A 19,995-nucleotide genomic window follows, 5' to 3' on the forward strand; every position below is an offset into this window, starting at 1 on the left:
CTTGAAGACGTCCCTACCGCGGGGGTCAGGTGGCGGGGAGGGTTAGGTCATGGGTGAGGGCGGTCATTGCGCCCAGGACGTGTTCCTCCGCCACTCGGGCGAGGCGCTTTTCTGCTGTTCCGCGTAGCAGCTCGACCAGTTCGCGGTGCTCGTCGACGACCAGCCCGCGATAGCCCGCCCGGCCGAGGCGGATGCGGGTGAGCTGGCAGAGGCGGACCGAGGAGCGCAGCGCCAGCCACGCCTCGCGCAGTCTGCGGTGCCGGGCGGCGCGGTAGACGCGGTCGTGGAACTCGATGTCGAGTGCGAGCAGCTCGGCGGCGTCGGCGCCCGACTCCACTGCCAAAGCCATGCGGTCGACGACGCCGTCGAGCTCGGCCAGCTCCGAAGGGGTGGCCCGCTGCGCGGCCAGGGTGCTGGCCAGCCGTTCGATGGTGGCGCGCAGGGTGTAGACCTCCTCGGCCACCTCGGGTGTCACGTCGGTGACGCGCGTGCCGCGGTGCCACTCGCTCTGCACCAGGCCCTCGTGCTCCAGCTGCGCCAGCGCCTCGCGGACCGCGCCCCTGCTCACGCCGAGGGTTCCGGCCAGTTCGACCTCGCGCAACGCGGTCCCGGGCAGGAACGTGCCGTCGAGGATGGCGTCGCGGATGCGGTCCGCGGCCCCACCGGAGAGCCCCCGACGTTCAACCTTCTTCATTTTTCCATCCTAGCGGTGTGAGCAATATGCATATAGCCTGCGGGAACACGTTCAGCTCTTGTCCGAATGTCGACATTAGGAGGGTGCGATGAGCGCGCTGCCCCGGTTCCACCTGGCCGTTCCGGTCACCGACGTCGACGCGGCGCGCGCGTTCTACGGCGGGGTGCTCGGGCTGGCCGAGGGGCGGTCCGCCGAGCGCTGGATCGACTGGAACCTCTACGGCCACCAGTTCGTCACCCATCTGTCCGAGGTGGACGGTGGGGACTCGGCGAGCAACCCGGTGGACGGGCACCAGGTCCCGGTGCCGCACTTCGGGCTGCTGCTGACCGTCGAGGACTTCCACGTGCTGGCCGAGCGCATCCGGAAAGCGGGCGTCGAGTTCGTGATCGAGCCCTACCTGCGCTTCGCCGGGCAGCCCGGTGAGCAGTGGACGATGTTCTTCCGCGATCCGGCCGGGAACGCCTTGGAGTTCAAGGCGTTCGCCGACGACTCGCAGGTCTTCGCGAAGTGATGCGGGTCCTCGTCACGGGCGCCTCCGGGGGCATCGGACGCGCCATCGCCAGGGCGTTCGCGGCCGACGGGGCCAAGGTCGCTGTGCACTACTCGACCCGTCGCGAAGAAGCACAAAAGACCTTGGAAGACGGCGTGATCGTCTGCGGAGACATCGCCGATCCCGTGCAGGCCGAGCGAATTGTCGACGAAGCAGCCGCTGGACTCGGCGGACTGGACGTGCTGGTCAACAATGCAGCGGCCAACACCGCGCATCCGATCACCACTTCGTCCTATGAGGACTGGACGACGGCGTGGCGACGCGTGGTGGACGTGAACTTGTTGGGAGCAGCCAACCTCAGCTACTGCGCCGCGCAGATCATGATCGGCCAGAAGAGCGGGCGCATCATCAACGTGGGTTCGCGCGGGGCTTTTCGCGGTGAGCCGGACCATCCCGCGTACGGAGCGAGCAAGGCGGGGCTGCACGCGCTCGGCCAGTCGCTCGCGGTTGCCCTTGCGCCGCATGGGATCTCGGTGACCTCCGTGGCGCCGGGGTTCGTCGCGACCGACCGCGTCGCGGACCGGCTCGCCGGGGAGTCCGGCGAGCAGATCCGCGCTCAGAGCCCCTTCGGCCGCGTCGCCGAGCCGGAGGAGATCGCCGCGGCCGTGTTGTGGCTGGCCTCGCCGGAGGCGTTGTGGGCGTCCGGAACCGTCGTGGACCTCAACGGCGCTTCGCACCTGCGTTGACCGGAGCCGTCGAACTCCTGACCACGAGCTCGGTCGGGAGCTTCGTCGGTTTCGGCGCCTTGCGGCCGGAAAGCAGCCGCAGCGCCAACTCCCCCGCGATGCGCCCCTTGGCGAGCAGGTCCTGGCGAACCGTGGTGAGCGGCGGCTCCAACAGGCGGGCGGTCGGGGTGTCGTCGAAGCCGACCAGCGACAGGTCTTCCGGGATGCGCAGGCCGAGGTGCCGGGCCGCGGTCGTCGCCGCCGAGGCCAGCTCGTCGGACATGCACAGCAGCGCGGTCAGGCCGGGCTCCTCGGTCAGCGCGGTGTGCGCGCCCGCGACGGCCTTCTCCCGGTCCATGCCGGTGAACTCCCAGATCGGCACGGAGTCCACGTCGATCCCGGCCGCGGCGAGGACGTCGAGGTAACCCGCGAGCCGCTCGCGGTTGATCCGGAACGGGCTGCCCTCGGCCTCGACGCGGCTCCGGCGACCGCCGGGGAAGCCGTACATGCAGTCCTGCGCGAGGACGCCGATCCGCCGGTGGCCCAGCTCGACGAGGTGCCGGGCGGCGGCCTCCGCACCGCCTCGGTCATCGATGCCGACGACCGCCGCTCCCGGCAGGTAGGGCTCGTCGATCACCACAAGCGGCAGACCGCGATCGCGCACGGCTTGCAGGCAAGAAGCCTTGTCGGACAAGGAGTACGAGACCATCAGGTCGGCCTGGGCGCGCATCACCTGCTCCACCTTCGGCCCGCCGTCCACGCCGCCGGGCAGCAGCACGAGCGCGTGCTCCCCCGGCGCGATGGCCGTGGCGAAGGCGTCCAGCGTGATCGACAGCGCCGGATCGGAGAACGCGATCGACAGGTTGGCGTCGAGCATGAACGCGATCGCCCCGGATTGGCTGCGGGCCAGGCTGCGGGCCACCGGGTTCGGTCCGGCGTAGCCGAGGCGCTTGGCGGCTTCGAGCACCCGCGCGCGCAGCTCCGCGGAGAGCTGGTCCGGCCGGTTGTACGCGTTGGAGACCGTGGCCCTGGAGACGCCGACCGCCGCGGCGACGTCGTCCAGCGTCGGGCGTCGGCGCCGTGTGACATTCACCATCGCAGTCTAGGGGGCGGTAACGACTGGACTTACTGAAGCGCTTAAGTCACTGTGGAGAAAGGGAAGGGAGGGGATACGTGATCAACGACAGGATCGCCGTCTTCGTGGTGTTCGCGCTCAACGGGGCGGCCTTCGGATCATGGGCGCCGCGGATGCCCGCGCTGGCCGAGAGCCTGCGCGCGGAGCCGGGCACGCTCGGGCTCGCGCTGCTCGGGGCGAGCGTCGGCATGGTGCTCGCCGCCTCGTTCTGCGGTGGCGTGGTGGAGCGCTTCGGCGCGCGGGTCGGCATTGCCGGTCCACTGCTGGTCGGAGCCGCGGCGCTGCCGGTGATCGGCCTCGTCGGCTCGATCGCGGCGCTGGCCGTGGTGCTGCTGGTGCTCGGCGCGGCGGTCGGCGTCGTGGACGTGGCGATGAACGTGGCGGGCGTCGCGGTGGAACGCGCGGGCGGCAAGGCGATCATGCCGGTGCTGCACGCGGGGTTCAGCGTCGGCGCGATGCTCGGAGCGGGCGGCGCGGCGTTCGCGGCCAGGCAGGGCTGGTCGCTCGCGACGCACCTGAGCGTCGTCGCGGTGATCACCGTGCTCGTGCTCTTCGCCGTGATCAGGTCGGTGCCCGCGACCGCGGCCACCACACCGGAAAAGCAGGCCGTGAACGGGAAAGTCGCCGGACGGCCGGTGCTGTGGCTGCTGGCCAGCATCGCGCTGTGCTCGGCGATCGCCGAAGGCGGCAGCGCGGACTGGTCGGCGCTGTTGCTGGTCACCGAGCACGGGATGAGCCAGGGTGCCGCAGCGCTCGGATACGCGGCCTTCTCGGCCGCCATGGCGGTCACGCGGTTCGCCGGGGCGTGGACGCAGAACCGCTTCGGCGCGGCGAGGACCCTTGCGGGCGGGTCGGTTCTGGCCTCGGCCGGTCTGCTGCTGACGGCGTTGCTGCCGGGCGGCGGCTACCTGGGCCTCGTGCTCGCCGGAGCAGGTCTGGCGGCGGCGTTCCCGATCGCGCTCGGCCTGGCCGGGTCGGCGGGCAGGCGGCCGGACGGCAGCGGCGGGGAGCGCGAGATCGCGTTCGTCTCCGCATTGGCCTACAGCGGTTTCCTGTTCGGACCGCCGATGATCGGCGGGATCGCGCAGCTGACCTCGCTGTCGATGTCCTTCGTCGCGGTCGGGCTGACCACCGCGCTGATCGCACCGGCCGCGGTGGCCGCGACCCGTTCCCTCGCCCGGGAACGAGCCGCGGCCGAGGAGGTCAGGCCCGCGGTTCCCAGCGGAACCACCTGAGCGCGGCGTAGACCGCGACCGCCGCCCACACCGCCGAGGCCCCGACCGCGGGCCCGGCGGCCACCAGCTGGTCGGCGAAGCCGACCGCCCTGCCGTCCCACGTGGTGCCGAGCCAGCCGGTGCGCAGCAGCTCCGCGATCCCGCCGCCGGGCAGGGCGACGGAGATCCAGTGCACCGTCTGGCTGTCCGCCAGGAACGAGCTGGCCGCCGCCCCCGCGGCGACCATGAAGATCGGCAGCGTGGTGATCTGCGCGTTCTCCGGGGTCTTGGTGAACACGGTGGACGCCATGCCCGCCGCGGCGAACAGAGCCAGCCCCACGAGCACGCCCACGGCGAACAGCAGCGGGTTCTCCGGGATCGGCGCGCCCGCCGCCATCGCGATGACCGTGAGCACGAGCGACTGGGCGAAACCCAACGCCAGCACCGGTCCCACCGTGCCGGCCAGGATGCCGAGGTCGGTCAGCTCACCGCTGCGCAGGCGCTTGAGGAACAGGTCCTGCCTGCGCGCGGTGAGCGTGGTGGTGATGGTGATGTAGACGGTCATCAACAGCACCAACATGATCTGCAGCGTGACCACGACACCCCAGCCACCTCCGCCGAACGAGGTGCCCTGGTAGGCCATGTAACCGCCGAGCCCGAGCGGGAACGCGATGGCCATGACCATGACCGACCTGTTGCGCCACAACAACTTCAGCTCGGTACTCCCGAGTGCGAGCACCCTCATGCCACGGCTCCCATCCGCTCGGCGACCTGGTGGAAAACGTCTTCGAGCGAGGCGTGGTGCGCGCGCAGGCGCCCCAGGTCCACCCCGCGTTGCCCGGCCCAGCCGAGCAGCACGCTCAGGTCCTGTTGCAGGCTGGCGGAGTTCAGCTCGATCCGGCCCGCGCGGTTGACGAAGTTCGACATCCCGGGCAGCACCGGCAGTTCGGTCACGGAGACCCCGTGCGGCAGGTCGAAGGCGATCCGCGCCGGATGGCTCTCCAGCACCTCCGCCAGCGTCCCGTGCACGCTGATCCGCCCTTCGTCCATAATGGACAGACGAGTGGCCAGCGTCTCGGCCTCCTCGAGGTAGTGCGTGGTGAGCAGCACCGTGGTGCCCTCGACGAGCAGTCCGCGCACAACCTCCCACGTGCGCTTGCGCGACTCCGGGTCCAGGCCGGTGGTCGGCTCGTCCAGGAACAGCACCTCCGGCTTGTTGAGCACGGCCAGCGCCAGGTCGAGCCGCCTGCGCTCGCCACCGGAGAGCTGCTTCACCGCCACCTGGGCGCGGTGACCGAGGTCGAGCAGGTCGAGCACGTCCAGCCGCCCCCGGCGGGCAGTGGTGATCTTCCCCCACAGTTGGAGCGTCTCGGCAACGGCGAGGTCACCGGCGAAACCGCTCTCCTGCAACATGATCCCCGTGCGCGGGCGCAGTCGGGCGCGGTCGGCGACGGGGTCGAGGCCGAGCACCCGCACGCTGCCGCCGGACGCGCGCCGGTGCCCCTCAAGGGTTTCCACCGCCGTCGTCTTGCCTGCGCCGTTCGTGCCGAGCAGGGCGTACAGCTCGCCCGGACGGACTTGCAGGTCGATCCCCCGCACCGCCTCGAACGAGCCGTAGGCGCAGCGAAGCCCGACGGCGTCGATCGCGTATTCGTTCACGGGACAAAGCCTGACCGGTGGCGGCCTCGGCCAGTAGTGCGCGCGATCATCACTCCGGGCGGCGCCGTGCGTTGCGGCCGTACTGACATATGTCATCGGCAGTAGCGTTGCTCCCGTGCCGTCACCGGAACCGTCTTTGGAGAAACGGCTTCGCGCCGTCCGGGCCTACACCAAGTGGTCATTGCTGCTGAGCGTGCAGGTCTTCGCCGGACTGCCGCTCTTCGTGGTGGCCTTCGCCGACATCGGCTGGTGGCGCGCGCCCTTGATCGCGATGCAGCTCGTGTTCATGGTGCTGGCCGGACGCCTGACGCTGCGCGGGATGAGCGAGTACGGCTGCGTCCGGCCGACCGACAGGCAGCTGCTGCTCACGCTCGGCCTGTCGCTGGCCTCGTGCGCCGCGATGGTCGGCATAGCCAACATCGGCGTTTCCGCGTGGGCGGCGTTCAGCCCGGCGGCAGCGGCCAGCGCGGCAGCAGCCGTGCTGCCGTCGCGGCTGCGCTGGGGGCAGTCGGCGGTCATGGCGGGGCTGACTGCGCTGATCACCGTTGGCCGACCGAACTACTACTGGTTGACCGCCGCGATCGTCGTGCTCCTGATCACCGGGATAACCGTGACGCAGGCGTGGTTGTGGGACGTCACGGAGCAGGTCAACGCCGCGCGCGCCACCGAGTCGGAGCTGGCCGTGGCCAACGAGCGGCTGCGCTTCGCCGCCGACCTGCACGACGTGCTCGGGCACAGCCTCGAAGTGATCGCGATGAAGGCCGAGCTGGCGGTGCGGCTGCCCGACGACGAGCGCGCCCGCGCCACCATGGCCGAGGTGCGGCAGACCGCGCACGACGCGCTCAGCGAGGTCAGGGACGTGGTCCGCGGCTATCGGCGGGTCGACCTGCCCACGGAGCTGGGCGGCATCCGCTCGCTGCTCGAGGCAGCTGGAATCGCTTGTCGCATAACGGGTTCCCTGCCCTCGACACAGCAGCCGCTGTTCGGCGCGGTGCTGCGCGAGGCGGTCACGAACGTGCTCCGGCACGCCGCCGCGACGCGGTGTGAGATCACCTTCGACGGGCCGCGGGTGACCGTCGTCAACGACGGCGTCGCCGACAGCGCGCAGGACGGCACCGGCACCGGGCTGACCGGGCTCGCGGCGCGGGTGCACGCGGTGGGCGGGCGGTTCACCGCCGGTGCGGAGCCGGGCGGGACGTTCCGGGTGAGCGCGGAGATTCCGGAGGAGACGGCATGATCAGGCTGCTGCTGGCCGACGACGAGCACCTGATCCGGGGAGCCGTGGCCGCACTGCTCGCGCTGGAGCCGGACATCGACGTGGTGGCCGAGGTCGCCGACGGCCCGTCCGCGCTGAAAGCCGCCAAGCAGTTGCTGCCGGACGTGGCCATGGTGGACCTGGAGATGCCGGGCATGGACGGGCTCGAACTCGCCGAGGCGCTGCGCAACGAGCTGCCGAAGACCCGGATCGCGATCGTCACCAGGCACGCGAGGCCCGGTGTGCTGCACCGCGCGCTCAACGCCGGGGTGCTCGCGTTCGTGCCGAAGACCGCGCAGGCGCAGTCGCTCGCGGACGTGGTGCGCAAGGTCAACGCGGGGCAGCGGTGCATCGACCCGGACCTCGCCACCCAGGCCCTGCTGGCCGGGCCGTGCCCGCTGACGCCGCGCGAGCTGGACGTGCTGCGCGAGAGCCGGGAGGGCGCGACCGTGCAGGTGATCGCGCGGCGGCTGCACCTGACCCAGGGCACCGTGCGCAACTACCTGTCCACGGCGATGACCAAGCTTGACGCTGAAACAAGGTACGAGGCCGCCCAGCGGGCCTGGGAACTCGGGTGGCTGTGACAGGTCCGTTACCGGGCATACAGGTAATACCCAGCTAGCGCACAGAGGCTGCGGCGCATGAGACGTGCCGTGCTGATCAACGTCGGGTTGGTCGTGATCGTGCTGGTCGCGGGGTTCTTCGCGGTCCGCCTGCTCTTCCCCGGCCAAGCCGCCCAAGGCGCGGCGCCGCGCACCGTCCCGGTCACCACCGGCTCGGTCAGCGCGACCGTCTCGGCCGCCGGGACGGTGCAGAGCGCGTCGACGGTCGGGGTGAACTTCGGCACGAACGGGACCGTCAAGAAGATCTCGGTCAAGGTCGGCGACAAGGTCAGTGCGGGTCAGGAGCTGGCGCGGCTGGACACGACCGCGTTGCAGAGCAAGGTCGACCAGGCGGACGCGAGCCTGGACGCCGCCGAGGCCGCGCTCGCCGCGGTGAAGGCCGACGACGCAGCCACGCTCGCTCAGCGCAAGAGCCAGGTCACGCAGGCCAAGGCGGCGTTGACCGAGGCGAAGGCCAACCTGTCGTCGGCGGTGCTCAAAGCGCCCGCCGAGGGCACGGTCGTGACGATCTCCGGCTCGGTCGGCAATCCCGCGACCTCCGGTTCCTCCTCCGGAAGTGGCGGCGGCTCGTCGTCGTCTTCTTCGTCATCTTCTTCGTCATCGTCATCGTCGAGCAGCAGCACGACGAGCGGCTTCATCGTGCTGTCCGACCTGGTCAACTTCCAGGTGAGGGCGAACATCGCGGAGATCGACATCTCCCGGTTGAAGGCCGGTCAGGATGCCACGGTCACGATCAACGCGTTGCCCGACAAGCAGTTCCCCGCGAAGGTCAACCAGATCGACCTCACGCCCACCACCAGCGGGAACGTCGTTCAGTACGGCGTGACGCTGACCCTGGACGAGGTGCCGGAAGGGCTCAAGCCGGGTCAGTCCGCCAGCGTCCAGGTGGTGGTGGCCAAGGTCGACAACGCGCTGACCGTGCCGAGCTTCGCGGTCCAGACCTCGGGCGGCACGCACCGCGTGACGGTGTGGAGCAACGGGCAGCAGGCGGTGCGCACGGTCCAGGTCGGGGTGAAGGGCGAGCAGTCGACGCAGATCACCTCCGGGCTGGCCGAGGGCGAGCTTGTGGTGATCCCCACGGTGACGGCGAACACCAATCCCCAGCAGCAGCAACAACTTCCCGGCGGGCGAGTGACCCTCGGCGGCGGCGGTGGCTTCACCGGGGGCGGCGGTCCGGGTGGCAACCGATGACGGCTCCGGTCATCGAGATCAAGGGCCTGCGCAAGACCTACGGCAGCGGTGACACCGCGGTGCACGCGCTGCGCGGCGTGGATCTGACCGTGCACCGCGGCGACTACGTGGCGATCATGGGCGCGTCCGGCTCCGGGAAGTCGACGATGCTGAACATCCTCGGCTGCCTCGACGTGCCGAGCGGGGGGCGCTACAAGCTCGACGGCATCGACGTCGGCAGCTTCAACGAGACCCAGTTGTCCTTGCTGCGCAACAGGAAGCTCGGCTTCGTGTTCCAGTCGTTCAACCTCATCCCCCGGGTTTCCGCGCTGGGCAACGTGGAGCTGCCGATGACCTACGCGGGCCTCGGCCGCAGGCAGCGGCGGGAGCGGGCGGAGGCGGCGCTGCAGCTCGTCGGGCTCAGCGACCGCGCCCACCACATGCCCAACGAGCTCTCCGGCGGCCAGCAACAACGCGTCGCGGTGGCGCGGGCTCTGGTCAACGCGCCCGCGCTGGTGCTCGCCGACGAGCCGACCGGCAACCTGGACAGCAAGAGCAGCGGTGATCTCCTCGGCGTCCTCGGCAGGCTCAACGCGCTTGGCCGGACGATCGTGATGATCACGCACGAGAACGACGTGGCCGCGCACGCCCGCCGCGTCGTCCGACTCGTGGACGGCGAGGTCACCTCCGACCACCGGCAGGCGCCGCTATGAGCGCGCTGGAAGTGCTGCGGTTCGCCGTGAAAGGCTTGCTGGCAAACAAGATGCGGTCGGTGCTGACGACACTGGGGATCAGCATCGGTGTCGCCGCGGTGATCCTGTTGACCGCGGTGGGCAACGGGGCGTCCAAGGCGATCGAGAACAGCATCGCCGGGCTGGGCACGAACCTGCTCACCGTCTCGCCGATGCGCGGCGGAGCCGCGACCGCGCCGCGCCCGTTGACCGTCGCCGATGCGGAAGCCTTGGCGGACAAGAGAATCGCGCCCGACATCCGAACCGTCTCACCCGTCGTGGTCGCGCAGGCGACGGCGGCCCACCGGGGCGTCAGCCACAGCATCGGGCAGGTCATCGGCACCCGGCCGAGCTACTTCGACGCCACGAGCAGCCCCGTCGGCTCGGGCGCGGCGTTCTCCGACAGCGACGTGACCGAGGCGCGCAAGGTCGTGGTGATCGGGCAGACCGTCGCCCAGGAGCTCTTCGCGGGGGACGACCCGCTCGGCAAGCAGATCCAGCTGAACAACATCCCGTTCACCGTGGTGGGAGTGTTGGCGCAGAAGGGATCCAGCGGCCTGCAGAACTCCGACGACACCGTGGTGGCGCCGCTGACCACGCTCCAGTACGCGCTGACCGGGACCGGCAGCCTCAGCCAGGTGGTCGTGCAGGCGGAGTCCGCCGAGGTGATCACGGCCGCGCAGAACCAGATCACCGCCGTGCTCAACCAGCGGCACGGCATCACCGGATCGGCCGCATCCGACTTCCGCGTGCAGAACCAGCAACAGCTGCTCAGCACGCGCACGCAGGCGGTGGACGTCTTCACCACGCTGCTCGCCGCCGTCGCCGGGATCTCCCTGCTGGTCGGCGGGATCGGCATCACCAACATCATGCTGGTCACGGTCACCGAGCGGATCAGGGAGATCGGCATCCGCAAGGCCATCGGCGCCCCGCGCGGCGCGATCTCCGGGCAGTTCCTGGCCGAGGCGACGCTGCTGAGCATGGTCGGCGGCGCGATCGGGGTGCTCGCGGGCTGGGTGGGCAGCCGGTTCAGCTTCTCCGGCATCCAGCCGGAGGTGCTGCCCTCCTCGGTGCTGCTGGCCTTCGGCGTGTCCGTCCTCATTGGACTGTTCTTCGGCAGCTACCCGGCGAGCCGGGCCGCGAAGCTGCGCCCGATCGAAGCCCTTCGGCATGAGTGAGGCTGGCATGTCCATCGACCCCGAGAAGCTGCTGACCAGCGAGCTCGACGACGACGACCTGACCGGGCGGCTGGCGGCGGCCGGGCGCGGCACGAGCAGGCTGACGCTCACCCTGGCCGCCGCGGCGCTCGCCGTCGTGTCCTTCCTCGGCGGCGTCGCCATGCACTCCGCGCTCGGCGGTCGCTCGCCCTCGCGCCCGGCCCAGGCGCAGCAGCAACCGCAGCAGCAGCAACCGCAGCAGCAGCAACAGGCGCGTGGCACCGCGGGCACGATCGCCCGGATCGAGGGCGACACGGTGTACCTCAAGGCCCGCGACGGCCAGGAGATCAAGGTCGTGTTCTCCGAGCAGACCTCGGTGATGATCACGCAACGCGGCTCCGCCCGTGACCTGGCTCCCGGTGACACCGTTGCGGTGCAAGGAGAACGAGCCGAGGACGGCACCGTGACAGCACGTCAGATCACCGAACAACCCGCTGCCCGCTGACCCAGCCCTCCCGAGTTGGACAGTCTTCAAGTCCTACGAACCCCACCAAAAACGGTCGCTAACAGCGACAAACCCTGCGCCGGGTTGGTAGCTGTTAGCGACCGCTGGGAGAAGGGTCGGGGGTACTTGAAGACGGGTCAACTACGCACGCTGGCCGCGAAGACGGACTTCGTGAGCGTGGTGATGCGACCGGCGGCGGTGGCCCACGGAGTGCCTTCCGGGTGCAAGGTCAGCACGACCACGATCTTGCGATCTCCTTCGCCCACAAGGCCGGACGTGTGCAGAGCGGGGCTGCGGAGGTCGATTTCGTCAGCCCCGACGCCTTCGCCGGTGACGACGCACTTCTCTCCGCGAAGCGGGTCCGGGTAGCCCGACCAACCCTGTTTGACGGCCCACGGGCGCGGCAGTGCGCGAGGGATGCCGAAGTACTGGTCGCGCTCGTCCGTCGCGCACTGCGTTGCCTTGCGGAGGTTGCCGAGCACGAAGTCGCGGAACTGCTGCGGTGCCCGTTCCAGCAGGTACCGGTAGATCTTGACGACGTCGGAGGCGCTGACCGCGGTGCGGCCCCACCAGTTCGGATCCGCGGGCGGCTGCGTCTCGGTGAGCCCGATCAGCGCGACCATCCGCTGCACGATCGAGTTGTACCCGTTGCGGTCCCACAGGATCGAGGCAGCGGTGTCATCGCTGGAGCGCAGCATCGGCTCCAGCAGCGCCAGGTCGATGTCGGGCACGGGCGTGCCGACACCCCTGCCGTTCAAGTAGTCCAGCGCGATCAGGATCTTCACGATGGACGCCGAACGGAATCGCATCGTGGCCTGGTGCTGCGCCGTCATCTGGCCCGTGTTCCGGTCGTAGACCGCGAATCCCGTCGTCACCCCCGGCGGTATCTCCACCGCGGGCGCGGCACCCGCCTGTGGACCCATCGCCGTGCTCAGCGCGACTGCCGCCGCGACCACTCTGGTCCTCACATCGCCTCCCCCATCCGGGAAATCCGAACGTAGGTCGCGAAAACCCGTGCGGTCTGCGGCCTTCAGCGGAGGCCGAACAGTCCAGCTGTAGTTTCGGGCCATGCCGATACTCATCTACGCGCCCGGGTCACGCGGGGACATCGCCCCTTTCACCGGCCTGGGCGTGCGTCTGCGCGAGGCCGGGTACGACGTGGCGATCGCGAGCTACGCCGAGTTCGGCGATTTCGTCCGCGAAGCCGGGCTGGAGTTCCGGAGCATCCCCGGCGACCCGCGCGGCATCGGTGCCACCCCGGAGGGCCAGCAGTGGCAGGAGGGCGGCGGCGGACCGCTCGGCACGTTGCGGATGATCAAGGCGTTCCGCTCGCACCTGGCGGAGCTGCGCGAGGGCATCATCGCCGCGGGCGCCCAGGGCGCTGATCTGCTGCTGTCCAACAGCATGGCGGTCTTCAACGCCTACCAGGTCGCGCGGGAGCTGCGCGTTCCCCTGCTCGCGACGCCGTTGCAGCCGTGGCTGCCGACCGCGGACTTCGCACCGGACATGCTGGTCCCGTTCCAGCTCGGCGCGTGGGGCAACCGGGCGGTCGGGCGGATCTCGCTGCTCATCGGCGAGCACGTGATGGGCGCGGGGCGGCTCGGCGCGCTCACCACGTCCGTCATGCGGCGCGACCTCCGCGTGGTCAACGGTTTCAGCCCGGTGGTGGTGCCCCGGCTCAGCGACTGGACCGAGGACGAGAACGGCGTCGGCTTCTGGTGGCCCGCGAGCAGGCCCGACTGGCGGCCGTCCGCCGCGTTGAGCGACTTCCTCGCCGCGGGCCCGCCACCGGTCTACATCGGTTTCGGCAGCCGCGAGTTCTCCGACCCCGCGCGGCTGAGCGACCTGGTGGCGCAGGCCGTGAAGCTCGCGGGAGTGCGTGCCGTGGTGCAGGCCGGGTGGGCCGGGCTCGACCTCAACGGCGACGACGTGCTGACCATCGGCGAAGCTCCGCACGAGTGGCTGTTCCCGCGCATGTCCGCGCTCGTGCACCACTGCGGCGCGGGCACCACTGGAGCGGGACTGCGAGCGGGCGTTCCGGCCGTCGGCGTCCCGGCGATCACCGATCAGCCGTTCTGGGCGAAGCGGCTGGAGAGCATCGGCGCGAGCCCCGGCTGGGTCCCGATCGGTGACCTGACCGCGGAGCGCCTGGCTTCACTGATCAGGGACGCTCCCCGACACACCGAGCGTGCTCGCGCGTTGGGCGAACTGGTGCGGGCCGAGGACGGGGCGGGTGAGGTCGTGCGGCGGGTCAGTCGTCTCCTCGGCTGAGCCCGGCGTCGTAGTCGCGGCGGTTCGTCTCGATCTCGCCGATGTGGTCCGCCGCCCACTCGGCCAGCTGGAGCGCGGTGCCGAGCAGCGTCCGCCCCAGTTCGGTGAGCGTGTACTCGACCTTCGGCGGCACGGTCGGGTGCACGCTCCGGCTGACCAGCCCGTCGCGTTCGAGCTGGCGGAGGGTCAGCGTCAGCATCCGCTGCGAGATCCCGGTGACCTGCCGGTGCAGCTCGCCGAAGCGCATCGTGCCGTCCCGGAGCGTGCCGATCACCAGCAGCGTCCACTTGTCGCCGATCCGCGAGAGCACCTGGAGGACCTTGCGGCAGGTCTCCTCGTCGGCGTCGCCCCTCGTGGCGAGGACCGCCCATTCGGTCATCACACACCTCCGTGTTCGTCACGCACATTCATGTGCCTTCTTGTGCGGCGATCCAATGCTTACTGATGATGCGTCTACACACAACTAGTAACTATTGGAGGATCGCGTGACCAAGACCGTCGCGGTCGTCGGGGCCGGACCGGGTGTCGGGCTCTCCACGGCGAGGCTGTTCGGCAGCAAGGGTTTCCGGGTCGCCCTGATCGCCAGGAACGCGGCGAAGCTGGCGGGCTACGTCGACGACCTGCGCGCCGAGGGCATCGACGCGCGGGCCCATCCCGCCGACATCGCCGACCACGCGCGCCTCGCCGCCGCGCTGGAGGAGATCGGCGCGGTCGACGTCCTCGTTTTCGGTCCGAACCTGATCGACATCGCCGAACTCCAGTTCCCCACCGAGCTGACCGTGGAGTCCGTCCAACGGCAGCTCGACATCTACGTCCTCGGCGCGATCACCGCCGTGCGCCAGGTGCTGCCGGGCATGCGGGAACGCGGCGAGGGGACGCTGCTGTTCAGCACCGGCGCGTCCGCCGCCCAGCCCGTCCCAATGCTGGCGAACCTGGGCATCGCCATGGCCGGGCTGCGCAACTGGGTGCACACGCTCAACGCAGAGCTCGCGCCGACTGGTATCCACGCGGGCACGCTCACCGTCTGCGTCCGCGTCGAGAAGGGCGCCGGTGAGGCGGACCCGGACGCCATCGCCGCGCGGCACTACGCCATGTACACCGACCGCGACCGGGCCGAGGAAGTCATCGGCGATCTCGCAGGACTCGCCGCCCTGGTGAAGGAACAGCTACCCGCCAGGCGGACCTGATTGGGCGTTTGCCACCGAACCGCGCATGTCCTCTCCCCGATCCCGCTAACGTCCTTGCAGTAGCAAATCGGGGAGGGGACACGGTGAACCACCAGGAGCGCGTCCAGCGGATGTTGCGGTCCTTCGAGGAACGCGTCCAGCAGATCAGCCAGGCACAGGACAAGCTGCGCGAGCTACAGGGAACTGCCCGCAGCGGCGACGGGGCGATCACCGTGACCGTCAGCCCCGCAGGTGCCGTGCTCGACCTGCGGCTCAGCCCGGACGCGATGAAGCGCTCGCACACCGCGTTGCAGCAGGACATCCTCAAGACCATCCGGCTCGCCACAGCCAATGCCGCGCAGCGGATGGACACCGAGCTGGAGCCGATCCTCGGCGAGCACCTGACCGAGGCCAAGCAGGCGATGAACGGGACCGCCGGGTGAGCGGTTACGAGGTCAAGCCGGACGCGCTGCTGGGCTACGCCGACGGCTGCGACAGCCTCGCGGGCAAGTTCGACCAGCTGGAACGCCTGCTGCTCCAGTCCAAAGTGGACGATCAGTGCTTCGGGCCGCTGGCCAAGGCCTGCGGTGCCACGACGGGGTATGAACTGATGCTGGACCTGTGCCGGGAACTGGCCAAGGGCGCGGGCGCCTACCTCCGGCACACCTCCTCCGGGCTGCACGCGACCCACGCGATCTACAACGGCACCGAATCCGGGCTCTCCCAGGGATTCTCCGCACTGGGCAAGGACGTCCAGGCGTGACGGGGCCGGGCAGCTTCGCCGAGCTGAACTCCGCGGGAAACCCGAAGAACTGGTTCGAGCAGGCGGCGGGCCGGGGCAGTTCCTGGACCGGTGCCGCCCAGGACCTCGCCGACGCCACCTCCCCGCCGGAGATCGCCGTCGCCACCGTCAGCAGCCGCGCCGAGATGCTCCAGACCATCGCCGCCCCGGGCAAGGCTCTCGCCGACAACGGGCTGGGGTTCTTGGTGTCGATGGTGATGAGCCCGTTCATCGAGATCGTGGAGTGGGCGATCGGCGACCCCGAGCAGATGCGCGCCACCGGCGAGGGCTGGGGCAAGGTCGCGGGCTGGCTCGACCAGGCCGCCGCGGCCGAACGCCGCCGCTCCGCCGCGACCGAGGCCGTGTGGGTCGGCGCCGCGGCCACCGCGTTCCGCGCCCAGATGGAGTCCTTCGCCACCGCCGTCGACGGCCTGGCCGACGACATCCGCGAGCTGAAGGACGTCCTCGACACCATCGCCGACCTGTTCGACATGCTGGTGGAGTTCGTCATCGAGACGGTGACCGAGCTGGTCATCGGCCTGATCGTGCAGTGGCTGGCTGCCATCGCCGCCGCCTGGGTCACCGCCGGGGTGAGCACCGGTGTCGCGATGAGCGCGACCTTCGCTCGCGTCGGCACCTCCGTCGCCAAGGTGAGCACCAAGGCCAACTCGATGCAGAAGAAGCTCTGTCCGCTTGTGGAGAAGATGGAGAAGCTGCTGGTGAAGCTTCGCGGCAAGGACGGGCTCCAACAGCTGCTCACAGACATGGACAAGCGGCGCACCGGCGGCTGGTTCGAGAGCAAGGCCATCGGTTACCTGGATCGACGCGCGCCAGCGGGGCGAATCTTCAGCAGGGCCGAGTACACCAGGCCGGACCCCAAGGACCCCACCCAGACGATTCCGGGATCACTCGCCTCAACCACGGAAAACCGCTTCATCAAGGGCAGCACCGGGCCAACGGCCCTGGCGGCGAACATCAGCGAGACCATCCTCAGCTCCATGGTCGGCGGCACCACCCTGGTCGGCCGGGCCGCGACGAACGCGGGCATAGCCGTGGGCACCGACGCGGCCATCGAAAAGGGCGCCGAGATCGCCTACGACAAGGCCACCGATCCGAAGAAATCCGCGGAAGAGCGCCGCGCGGACCAGGTCCGCGGGTTCGGGCTCAACGGAGGAACCGCGTGAGCGACAGGAAGCTTGCCGGAGTCCACGCGCTCCAGGAACTCTGGTGTCAGCCGGGTGAGTCCATTCTGTGCTGCTTGTGGAGTTCACTGAGCGGGATGTCGTTCGCTGTTCCGGGCCTGGCTCCCGATGGCATCTCGATGCCTTCGCTCGGCAAGCAGGCGCTGTCCGACCTCGGCGAGTTCTTCAACGGCTTCTTCGCCGACGAGAGGCCGGACTCGCTGCCCGTGCCGGGTTCCTTCGTGTTCGGGCCTTCCACCGACAGCTATGCGGTGCGGCTGGTCCTGAACCTGCGCGAGCAGCAGGCCGATACGAGCTGCTGGGTTTTCACACCGTCCAGGATCGCCGGGCTCAAGGTGGTCCGGGCGCCCGTTCCGAAGAAGGCGGAACCGCCCGTCGGCCTGGGGATCTCGATTCTCAAAGCCGTGAAGGAGACCGTGAACACCCTCACCGGGAACTATTCGTCCAGCGGCTATCTAGTGGACGAGCTGAGAACGACCGAGAGAGTCGACTCCGTCCTGGAGATTTGTCCGCACGAGGTCATCCGCGTCGGAACGACGACGGAACGATTCCCGTCCTCTTACTCCCAGCGCGAGGCGACATACGTCCGGATCGGTTTCGCCGACGGCTCCGGACTGGCTTTCAACACCGCGCTGGGCATCCAGGAGAAAGTGTTGCGCTGAGCGAGTCCGGCGCTCGTCGGGCAGGCTGTGCGCATGGGCAAGCTGATCCGGCTCGACGATCGCTGGGTGCTGCCGTACCGCGGCATGGAGGTCACCCAGATCCGCGTCGACCACACGCTCACGTTCGTGCTCTCCGGCGACGCGGTGATCGTGGTCGAGGGTGAGGCCGAGCTGTCCACGCCGGACGGCCCGGTCCGGCTGCGGCCCGAGCGGCAGAAGGTCGCCGAGGCGCTCGCCCTGGTCGGGACGAAGCTGACCTGGGAGATCATCTTCAAGAACGGCGTGCTGCACCTGGGCTTCGACAACGGCTACCACCTCACTGTCGAGCCGGATGCGCGGCACGAGGCGTGGTCGGCGACGGGGCCCGGGAAACTGCGCGTGGTGTGCACCCCGGGCGGCGAGATCACGACGTGGGGCCTGACCTGAGCGGCAGCGTGACGCGGAACGTGACGCCCTCCCCGGGCTCCGACCGGACGGACACCGAGCCACCGTGCGCGGCCACCACGGCGTCCACAATGGACAGTCCGAGCCCGGCCCCGCCGTGGTCCGCGGCACGCGCCGCCTCTCCCCGGTAGAACCGTTCGAACACGTGCTCCACGTCCAGCCCGGGACCGTTGTCGGCGACGTCGACGATCGCCCGCTCCCCCTCGGCCGACACCCGAACGATCACCAGGCTCTCCGGTGGCGTGTGCCGAATCGCGTTCCCCACAAGGTTTCCGAGCACCTGACGCAGTCGCGCGGCATCACCGGTCACCGTCACCGGCTCGTCGTACTCGACCTCGAACCGATGGCCGGACCGCACGGTGAGCGCGTCCGCCACGGCATCGGCGGCCAGCTCGGTCAGCTCGACCGGCTCGCGGTCGAGCGGCCTGCCCTGGTCCAGCCGAGCCAGCAGCAGCAGTTCGTCGACGAGCGAGCCCATCCGCTCGGACTCCGACTCGATCCGCCCCATCGCCATCGCCAGATCGTCCGGCCGCGCGGCGGCTCCGCGCCGGAAAAGCTCGGCATAGCCGCGAATCGTGGCGATCGGCGTCCGCAGTTCGTGCGAGGCGTCGGCGACGAACCTGCGCAGCCGCTCCTCGGACTCCTCGCGTTGCCGGAATGCCGCCTCGATCTGCCCGAGCATGGCGTTGAGCGCCGATCCGAGCTTGCCGACCTCGGTGTCCGTGTCCGTGCCCGCGCCCTCGATTCGCCGCGCCAGGTCCCCGTCGCCAATCGCAGCGGCGGTCTCGGAGATGTCGTCCAGTGGTTCCAGGCCGCGCCGCACAAACCGCAACGACAACAGCGCGACCACGACGAGCGCCACAGCGATGGAGACGATCGCGACATTCGTCACCCGCCCCATCAACTCGTCAGTGGCCGCGGTCCGCATTGCAGCAACGACAATCGGGCCCTCTTCGGTCACCGGCGACGTCCACACGAGCCAACCCGGCACCTTGAGAAACCGCTCGCTCGCCTCAAGCCGTTCAGGAAGTGTTGGTACAGAGCCAAAAGACGACGTGCCCAGCACTCGGCCGTCGAGCTGGCGAACTTGGAAGAACGACGGAATCCGGCCCTCCGCCGCAGACGCCTGCCACAGCCTTCCCGCCGTTCCGGTTGGTTCCAAGACAGATCCCCGCGTCAGCACCTCGTTGCGGAAGTCCTTTCCCATAGCCGAAAGCACGTCGTCGTTGGCGTCGCCGCTCCAGTCCTGCAAGGCACCGAAAATCGCGCCGACCGATGCGAAGAGGCACACGACCAGCATGCCCAGCACGGTCAGGACAAGGCGTTTCCGCAGCGACATCAGGAGCCTTCGGGCAGTCGGATCACATAGCCGATCCGGGGAATGGTGTGGATGATTCGCGGCTCCCGCGCATCGACCTTGCGGCGCAGGTACGAGATGTAGGTCTGCACGACTCCGGCGTCACCGTTGAAGTCGTACTCCCACACGTGGTCCAGGATCTGCCGCTTGGACAACACCTTTCCCGCGTTCGCCACGAGATAGCGGAGCAGCTTGAACTCGGTCGGCGTCAGGTCGACCGGAGCGCCGTGCCGCCGCACGGTGTGCGCGTCCTCGTCGATTTCCAGGTCCGCGAAGGAAAGCACTCCGGACGCGGGCGGCTCCAACCTGCCGCGCCGCAACACCGTTCGAACCCGGACCACGAGCTCTTCCAGGCTGAATGGCTTGGTGACGTAGTCGTCGCCGCCGACCGTCAATCCCGTGATCTTGTCCTCGGTGGCATCGCGAGCGGTGAGGAACACAACCGGCATGCCGTGCCCCATCCCCCGCAGTCGCCGGCACACGTCAATGCCGGAACCGTCCGGCAACATCACGTCCAGCACGATCAGCTGTGGCGCGAAGTCCGTTGCCTTCGCCATTGCCTCACACGCCGTACCGGCGATGGCGGTGTCGAAGCCCTCGTAGCGCAAAGCGGTTGCCACCAGTTCGGCGAGATACCGCTCGTCATCGACGACGAGGACGCGGATCGGCTGCTGCTTCACGCGCTCAGTGTCCGGCAGAACTCCCGCGAGCAACGAGCGGAGCACCGGATTCACAGAGAACTCCCATAACGGTC

24 protein-coding genes are annotated in these 19,995 nt (G+C 69.6%); 16 read left to right on the plus strand and 8 right to left on the minus strand.

The window, feature by feature from the left end; translation table 11 throughout:
- Positions 1 to 25: 25 nt before the first annotated feature.
- Entirely contained in the window at positions 26 to 694 is a 669-nt protein-coding gene (locus NLX83_RS07465) for a GntR family transcriptional regulator (protein WP_254234098.1), read from the minus strand.
- Between the two features lie 88 nt (positions 695 to 782).
- On the opposite strand from NLX83_RS07465, the gene NLX83_RS07470 reads away from it, so the two are divergent.
- Both NLX83_RS07470 and NLX83_RS07475 read left to right on the plus strand, forming a co-directional pair.
- Entirely contained in the window at positions 783 to 1,205 is a 423-nt protein-coding gene (locus NLX83_RS07470; protein WP_254234099.1) for a VOC family protein, read from the plus strand.
- Positions 1,205 to 1,930 carry an SDR family NAD(P)-dependent oxidoreductase gene (locus NLX83_RS07475; protein ID WP_254234100.1) on the plus strand — a complete coding sequence of 242 codons (726 nt, stop codon included), beginning with the start codon at positions 1,205 to 1,207 and terminating at the stop codon, positions 1,928 to 1,930. Before NLX83_RS07470 ends, NLX83_RS07475 begins: the two co-directional genes overlap by 1 nt.
- On the opposite strand, the gene NLX83_RS07480 is transcribed toward NLX83_RS07475, so the two are convergent.
- Positions 1,905 to 3,002, minus strand: a complete 1,098-nt coding sequence (locus NLX83_RS07480; protein WP_254234101.1) for a LacI family DNA-binding transcriptional regulator — start codon at positions 3,000 to 3,002, stop codon at positions 1,905 to 1,907. The two genes, NLX83_RS07475 and NLX83_RS07480, sit on opposite strands and share 26 nt — an antisense overlap.
- Before the next feature lie 83 nt (positions 3,003 to 3,085).
- On the opposite strand from NLX83_RS07480, the gene NLX83_RS07485 reads away from it, so the two are divergent.
- Complete coding sequence (locus NLX83_RS07485; RefSeq protein ID WP_254236124.1) at positions 3,086 to 4,279, plus strand: MFS transporter; 1,194 nt, start codon at positions 3,086 to 3,088, stop codon at positions 4,277 to 4,279.
- Here the strand turns inward: NLX83_RS07485 and NLX83_RS07490 are convergent.
- Both NLX83_RS07490 and NLX83_RS07495 read right to left on the minus strand, forming a co-directional pair.
- On the minus strand, positions 4,248 to 5,003 hold the full coding sequence (locus NLX83_RS07490; RefSeq protein ID WP_254234102.1) for an ABC transporter permease: 756 nt from the start codon (positions 5,001 to 5,003) through the stop codon (positions 4,248 to 4,250). The genes NLX83_RS07485 and NLX83_RS07490 overlap by 32 nt on opposite strands.
- Complete coding sequence (locus tag NLX83_RS07495) at positions 5,000 to 5,917, minus strand: ABC transporter ATP-binding protein (protein ID WP_254234103.1); 918 nt, start codon at positions 5,915 to 5,917, stop codon at positions 5,000 to 5,002. The genes NLX83_RS07490 and NLX83_RS07495 overlap by 4 nt, the downstream gene beginning before the upstream one ends.
- A 115-nt stretch (positions 5,918 to 6,032) precedes the next feature.
- On the opposite strand from NLX83_RS07495, the gene NLX83_RS41790 reads away from it, so the two are divergent.
- Genes NLX83_RS41790 through NLX83_RS07525 form a run of 6 tightly spaced genes read left to right on the plus strand, consistent with a single transcriptional unit; the run spans position 6,033 to position 11,358 of the window.
- Complete coding sequence (locus NLX83_RS41790) at positions 6,033 to 7,154, plus strand: sensor histidine kinase (protein WP_254234104.1); 1,122 nt, start codon at positions 6,033 to 6,035, stop codon at positions 7,152 to 7,154.
- Positions 7,151 to 7,756, plus strand: coding sequence for a response regulator transcription factor (locus tag NLX83_RS07505; RefSeq protein ID WP_254234105.1), 606 nt, complete (start codon positions 7,151 to 7,153; stop codon positions 7,754 to 7,756). Before NLX83_RS41790 ends, NLX83_RS07505 begins: the two co-directional genes overlap by 4 nt.
- Before the next feature lie 57 nt (positions 7,757 to 7,813).
- A complete protein-coding gene (locus tag NLX83_RS07510) occupies positions 7,814 to 8,986 on the plus strand; it encodes an efflux RND transporter periplasmic adaptor subunit (protein ID WP_254234106.1) in 1,173 nt (390 codons plus the stop codon).
- Complete coding sequence (locus NLX83_RS07515; RefSeq protein WP_254234107.1) at positions 8,983 to 9,678, plus strand: ABC transporter ATP-binding protein; 696 nt, start codon at positions 8,983 to 8,985, stop codon at positions 9,676 to 9,678. Before NLX83_RS07510 ends, NLX83_RS07515 begins: the two co-directional genes overlap by 4 nt.
- Complete coding sequence (locus tag NLX83_RS07520; RefSeq protein ID WP_254234108.1) at positions 9,675 to 10,874, plus strand: ABC transporter permease; 1,200 nt, start codon at positions 9,675 to 9,677, stop codon at positions 10,872 to 10,874. The genes NLX83_RS07515 and NLX83_RS07520 overlap by 4 nt, the downstream gene beginning before the upstream one ends.
- Before the next feature lie 7 nt (positions 10,875 to 10,881).
- Positions 10,882 to 11,358 carry a DUF5666 domain-containing protein gene (locus NLX83_RS07525; protein ID WP_254234109.1) on the plus strand — a complete coding sequence of 159 codons (477 nt, stop codon included), beginning with the start codon at positions 10,882 to 10,884 and terminating at the stop codon, positions 11,356 to 11,358.
- A gap of 137 nt (positions 11,359 to 11,495) precedes the next feature.
- Here the strand turns inward: NLX83_RS07525 and NLX83_RS07530 are convergent, their stop codons facing one another.
- Positions 11,496 to 12,326 (minus strand): class A beta-lactamase-related serine hydrolase, encoded by an 831-nt coding sequence (locus tag NLX83_RS07530; protein WP_254234110.1) that lies wholly within the window; start codon positions 12,324 to 12,326, stop codon positions 11,496 to 11,498.
- A gap of 100 nt (positions 12,327 to 12,426) precedes the next feature.
- Here NLX83_RS07530 and NLX83_RS07535 point away from each other — a divergent pair, with 100 nt between their 5' ends.
- Positions 12,427 to 13,629, plus strand: coding sequence for a glycosyltransferase (locus tag NLX83_RS07535; RefSeq protein WP_254234111.1), 1,203 nt, complete (start codon positions 12,427 to 12,429; stop codon positions 13,627 to 13,629).
- Here NLX83_RS07535 and NLX83_RS07540 read toward each other — a convergent pair.
- On the minus strand, positions 13,610 to 14,008 hold the full coding sequence (locus NLX83_RS07540) for a winged helix-turn-helix transcriptional regulator (protein WP_254234112.1): 399 nt from the start codon (positions 14,006 to 14,008) through the stop codon (positions 13,610 to 13,612). The genes NLX83_RS07535 and NLX83_RS07540 overlap by 20 nt on opposite strands.
- A gap of 106 nt (positions 14,009 to 14,114) precedes the next feature.
- On the opposite strand from NLX83_RS07540, the gene NLX83_RS07545 reads away from it, so the two are divergent.
- The 6 genes from NLX83_RS07545 (at position 14,115) to NLX83_RS07570 (ending at position 17,866) form a co-directional block, all read left to right on the plus strand.
- Positions 14,115 to 14,816, plus strand: a complete 702-nt coding sequence (locus NLX83_RS07545) for an SDR family NAD(P)-dependent oxidoreductase (RefSeq protein WP_254234113.1) — start codon at positions 14,115 to 14,117, stop codon at positions 14,814 to 14,816.
- Positions 14,817 to 14,899: 83 nt separating this feature from the next.
- A complete protein-coding gene (locus NLX83_RS07550) occupies positions 14,900 to 15,238 on the plus strand; it encodes a YbaB/EbfC family nucleoid-associated protein (protein WP_254234114.1) in 339 nt (112 codons plus the stop codon).
- Complete coding sequence (locus NLX83_RS07555; protein ID WP_254234115.1) at positions 15,235 to 15,558, plus strand: hypothetical protein; 324 nt, start codon at positions 15,235 to 15,237, stop codon at positions 15,556 to 15,558. Before NLX83_RS07550 ends, NLX83_RS07555 begins: the two co-directional genes overlap by 4 nt.
- Positions 15,555 to 16,760 carry a WXG100 family type VII secretion target gene (locus NLX83_RS07560; protein WP_254234116.1) on the plus strand — a complete coding sequence of 402 codons (1,206 nt, stop codon included), beginning with the start codon at positions 15,555 to 15,557 and terminating at the stop codon, positions 16,758 to 16,760. Before NLX83_RS07555 ends, NLX83_RS07560 begins: the two co-directional genes overlap by 4 nt.
- Positions 16,757 to 17,440 (plus strand): hypothetical protein, encoded by a 684-nt coding sequence (locus tag NLX83_RS07565; protein WP_254234117.1) that lies wholly within the window; start codon positions 16,757 to 16,759, stop codon positions 17,438 to 17,440. Before NLX83_RS07560 ends, NLX83_RS07565 begins: the two co-directional genes overlap by 4 nt.
- Before the next feature lie 33 nt (positions 17,441 to 17,473).
- Positions 17,474 to 17,866: a DUF6188 family protein gene (locus NLX83_RS07570; protein ID WP_254234118.1), complete on the plus strand. Its 393-nt coding sequence runs from the start codon at positions 17,474 to 17,476 to the stop codon at positions 17,864 to 17,866.
- On the opposite strand, the gene NLX83_RS07575 is transcribed toward NLX83_RS07570, so the two are convergent.
- Together NLX83_RS07575 and NLX83_RS07580 are read right to left on the minus strand one after the other, a co-directional pair.
- The gene (locus NLX83_RS07575) at positions 17,844 to 19,223 is read right to left on the minus strand and encodes a sensor histidine kinase (RefSeq protein WP_254234119.1); all 1,380 of its coding nucleotides are present in this window, start codon (positions 19,221 to 19,223) and stop codon (positions 17,844 to 17,846) included. The genes NLX83_RS07570 and NLX83_RS07575 overlap by 23 nt on opposite strands.
- Positions 19,223 to 19,975 carry a response regulator transcription factor gene (locus tag NLX83_RS07580; protein WP_308209281.1) on the minus strand — a complete coding sequence of 251 codons (753 nt, stop codon included), beginning with the start codon at positions 19,973 to 19,975 and terminating at the stop codon, positions 19,223 to 19,225. The genes NLX83_RS07575 and NLX83_RS07580 overlap by 1 nt, the downstream gene beginning before the upstream one ends.
- Positions 19,976 to 19,995: the final 20 nt, after the last annotated feature.

Origin of the sequence: Allokutzneria sp. A3M-2-11 16, from assembly GCF_024213555.1 — a bacterium.
Taxonomy (GTDB): Bacteria; Actinomycetota; Actinomycetes; order Mycobacteriales; family Pseudonocardiaceae; genus Allokutzneria.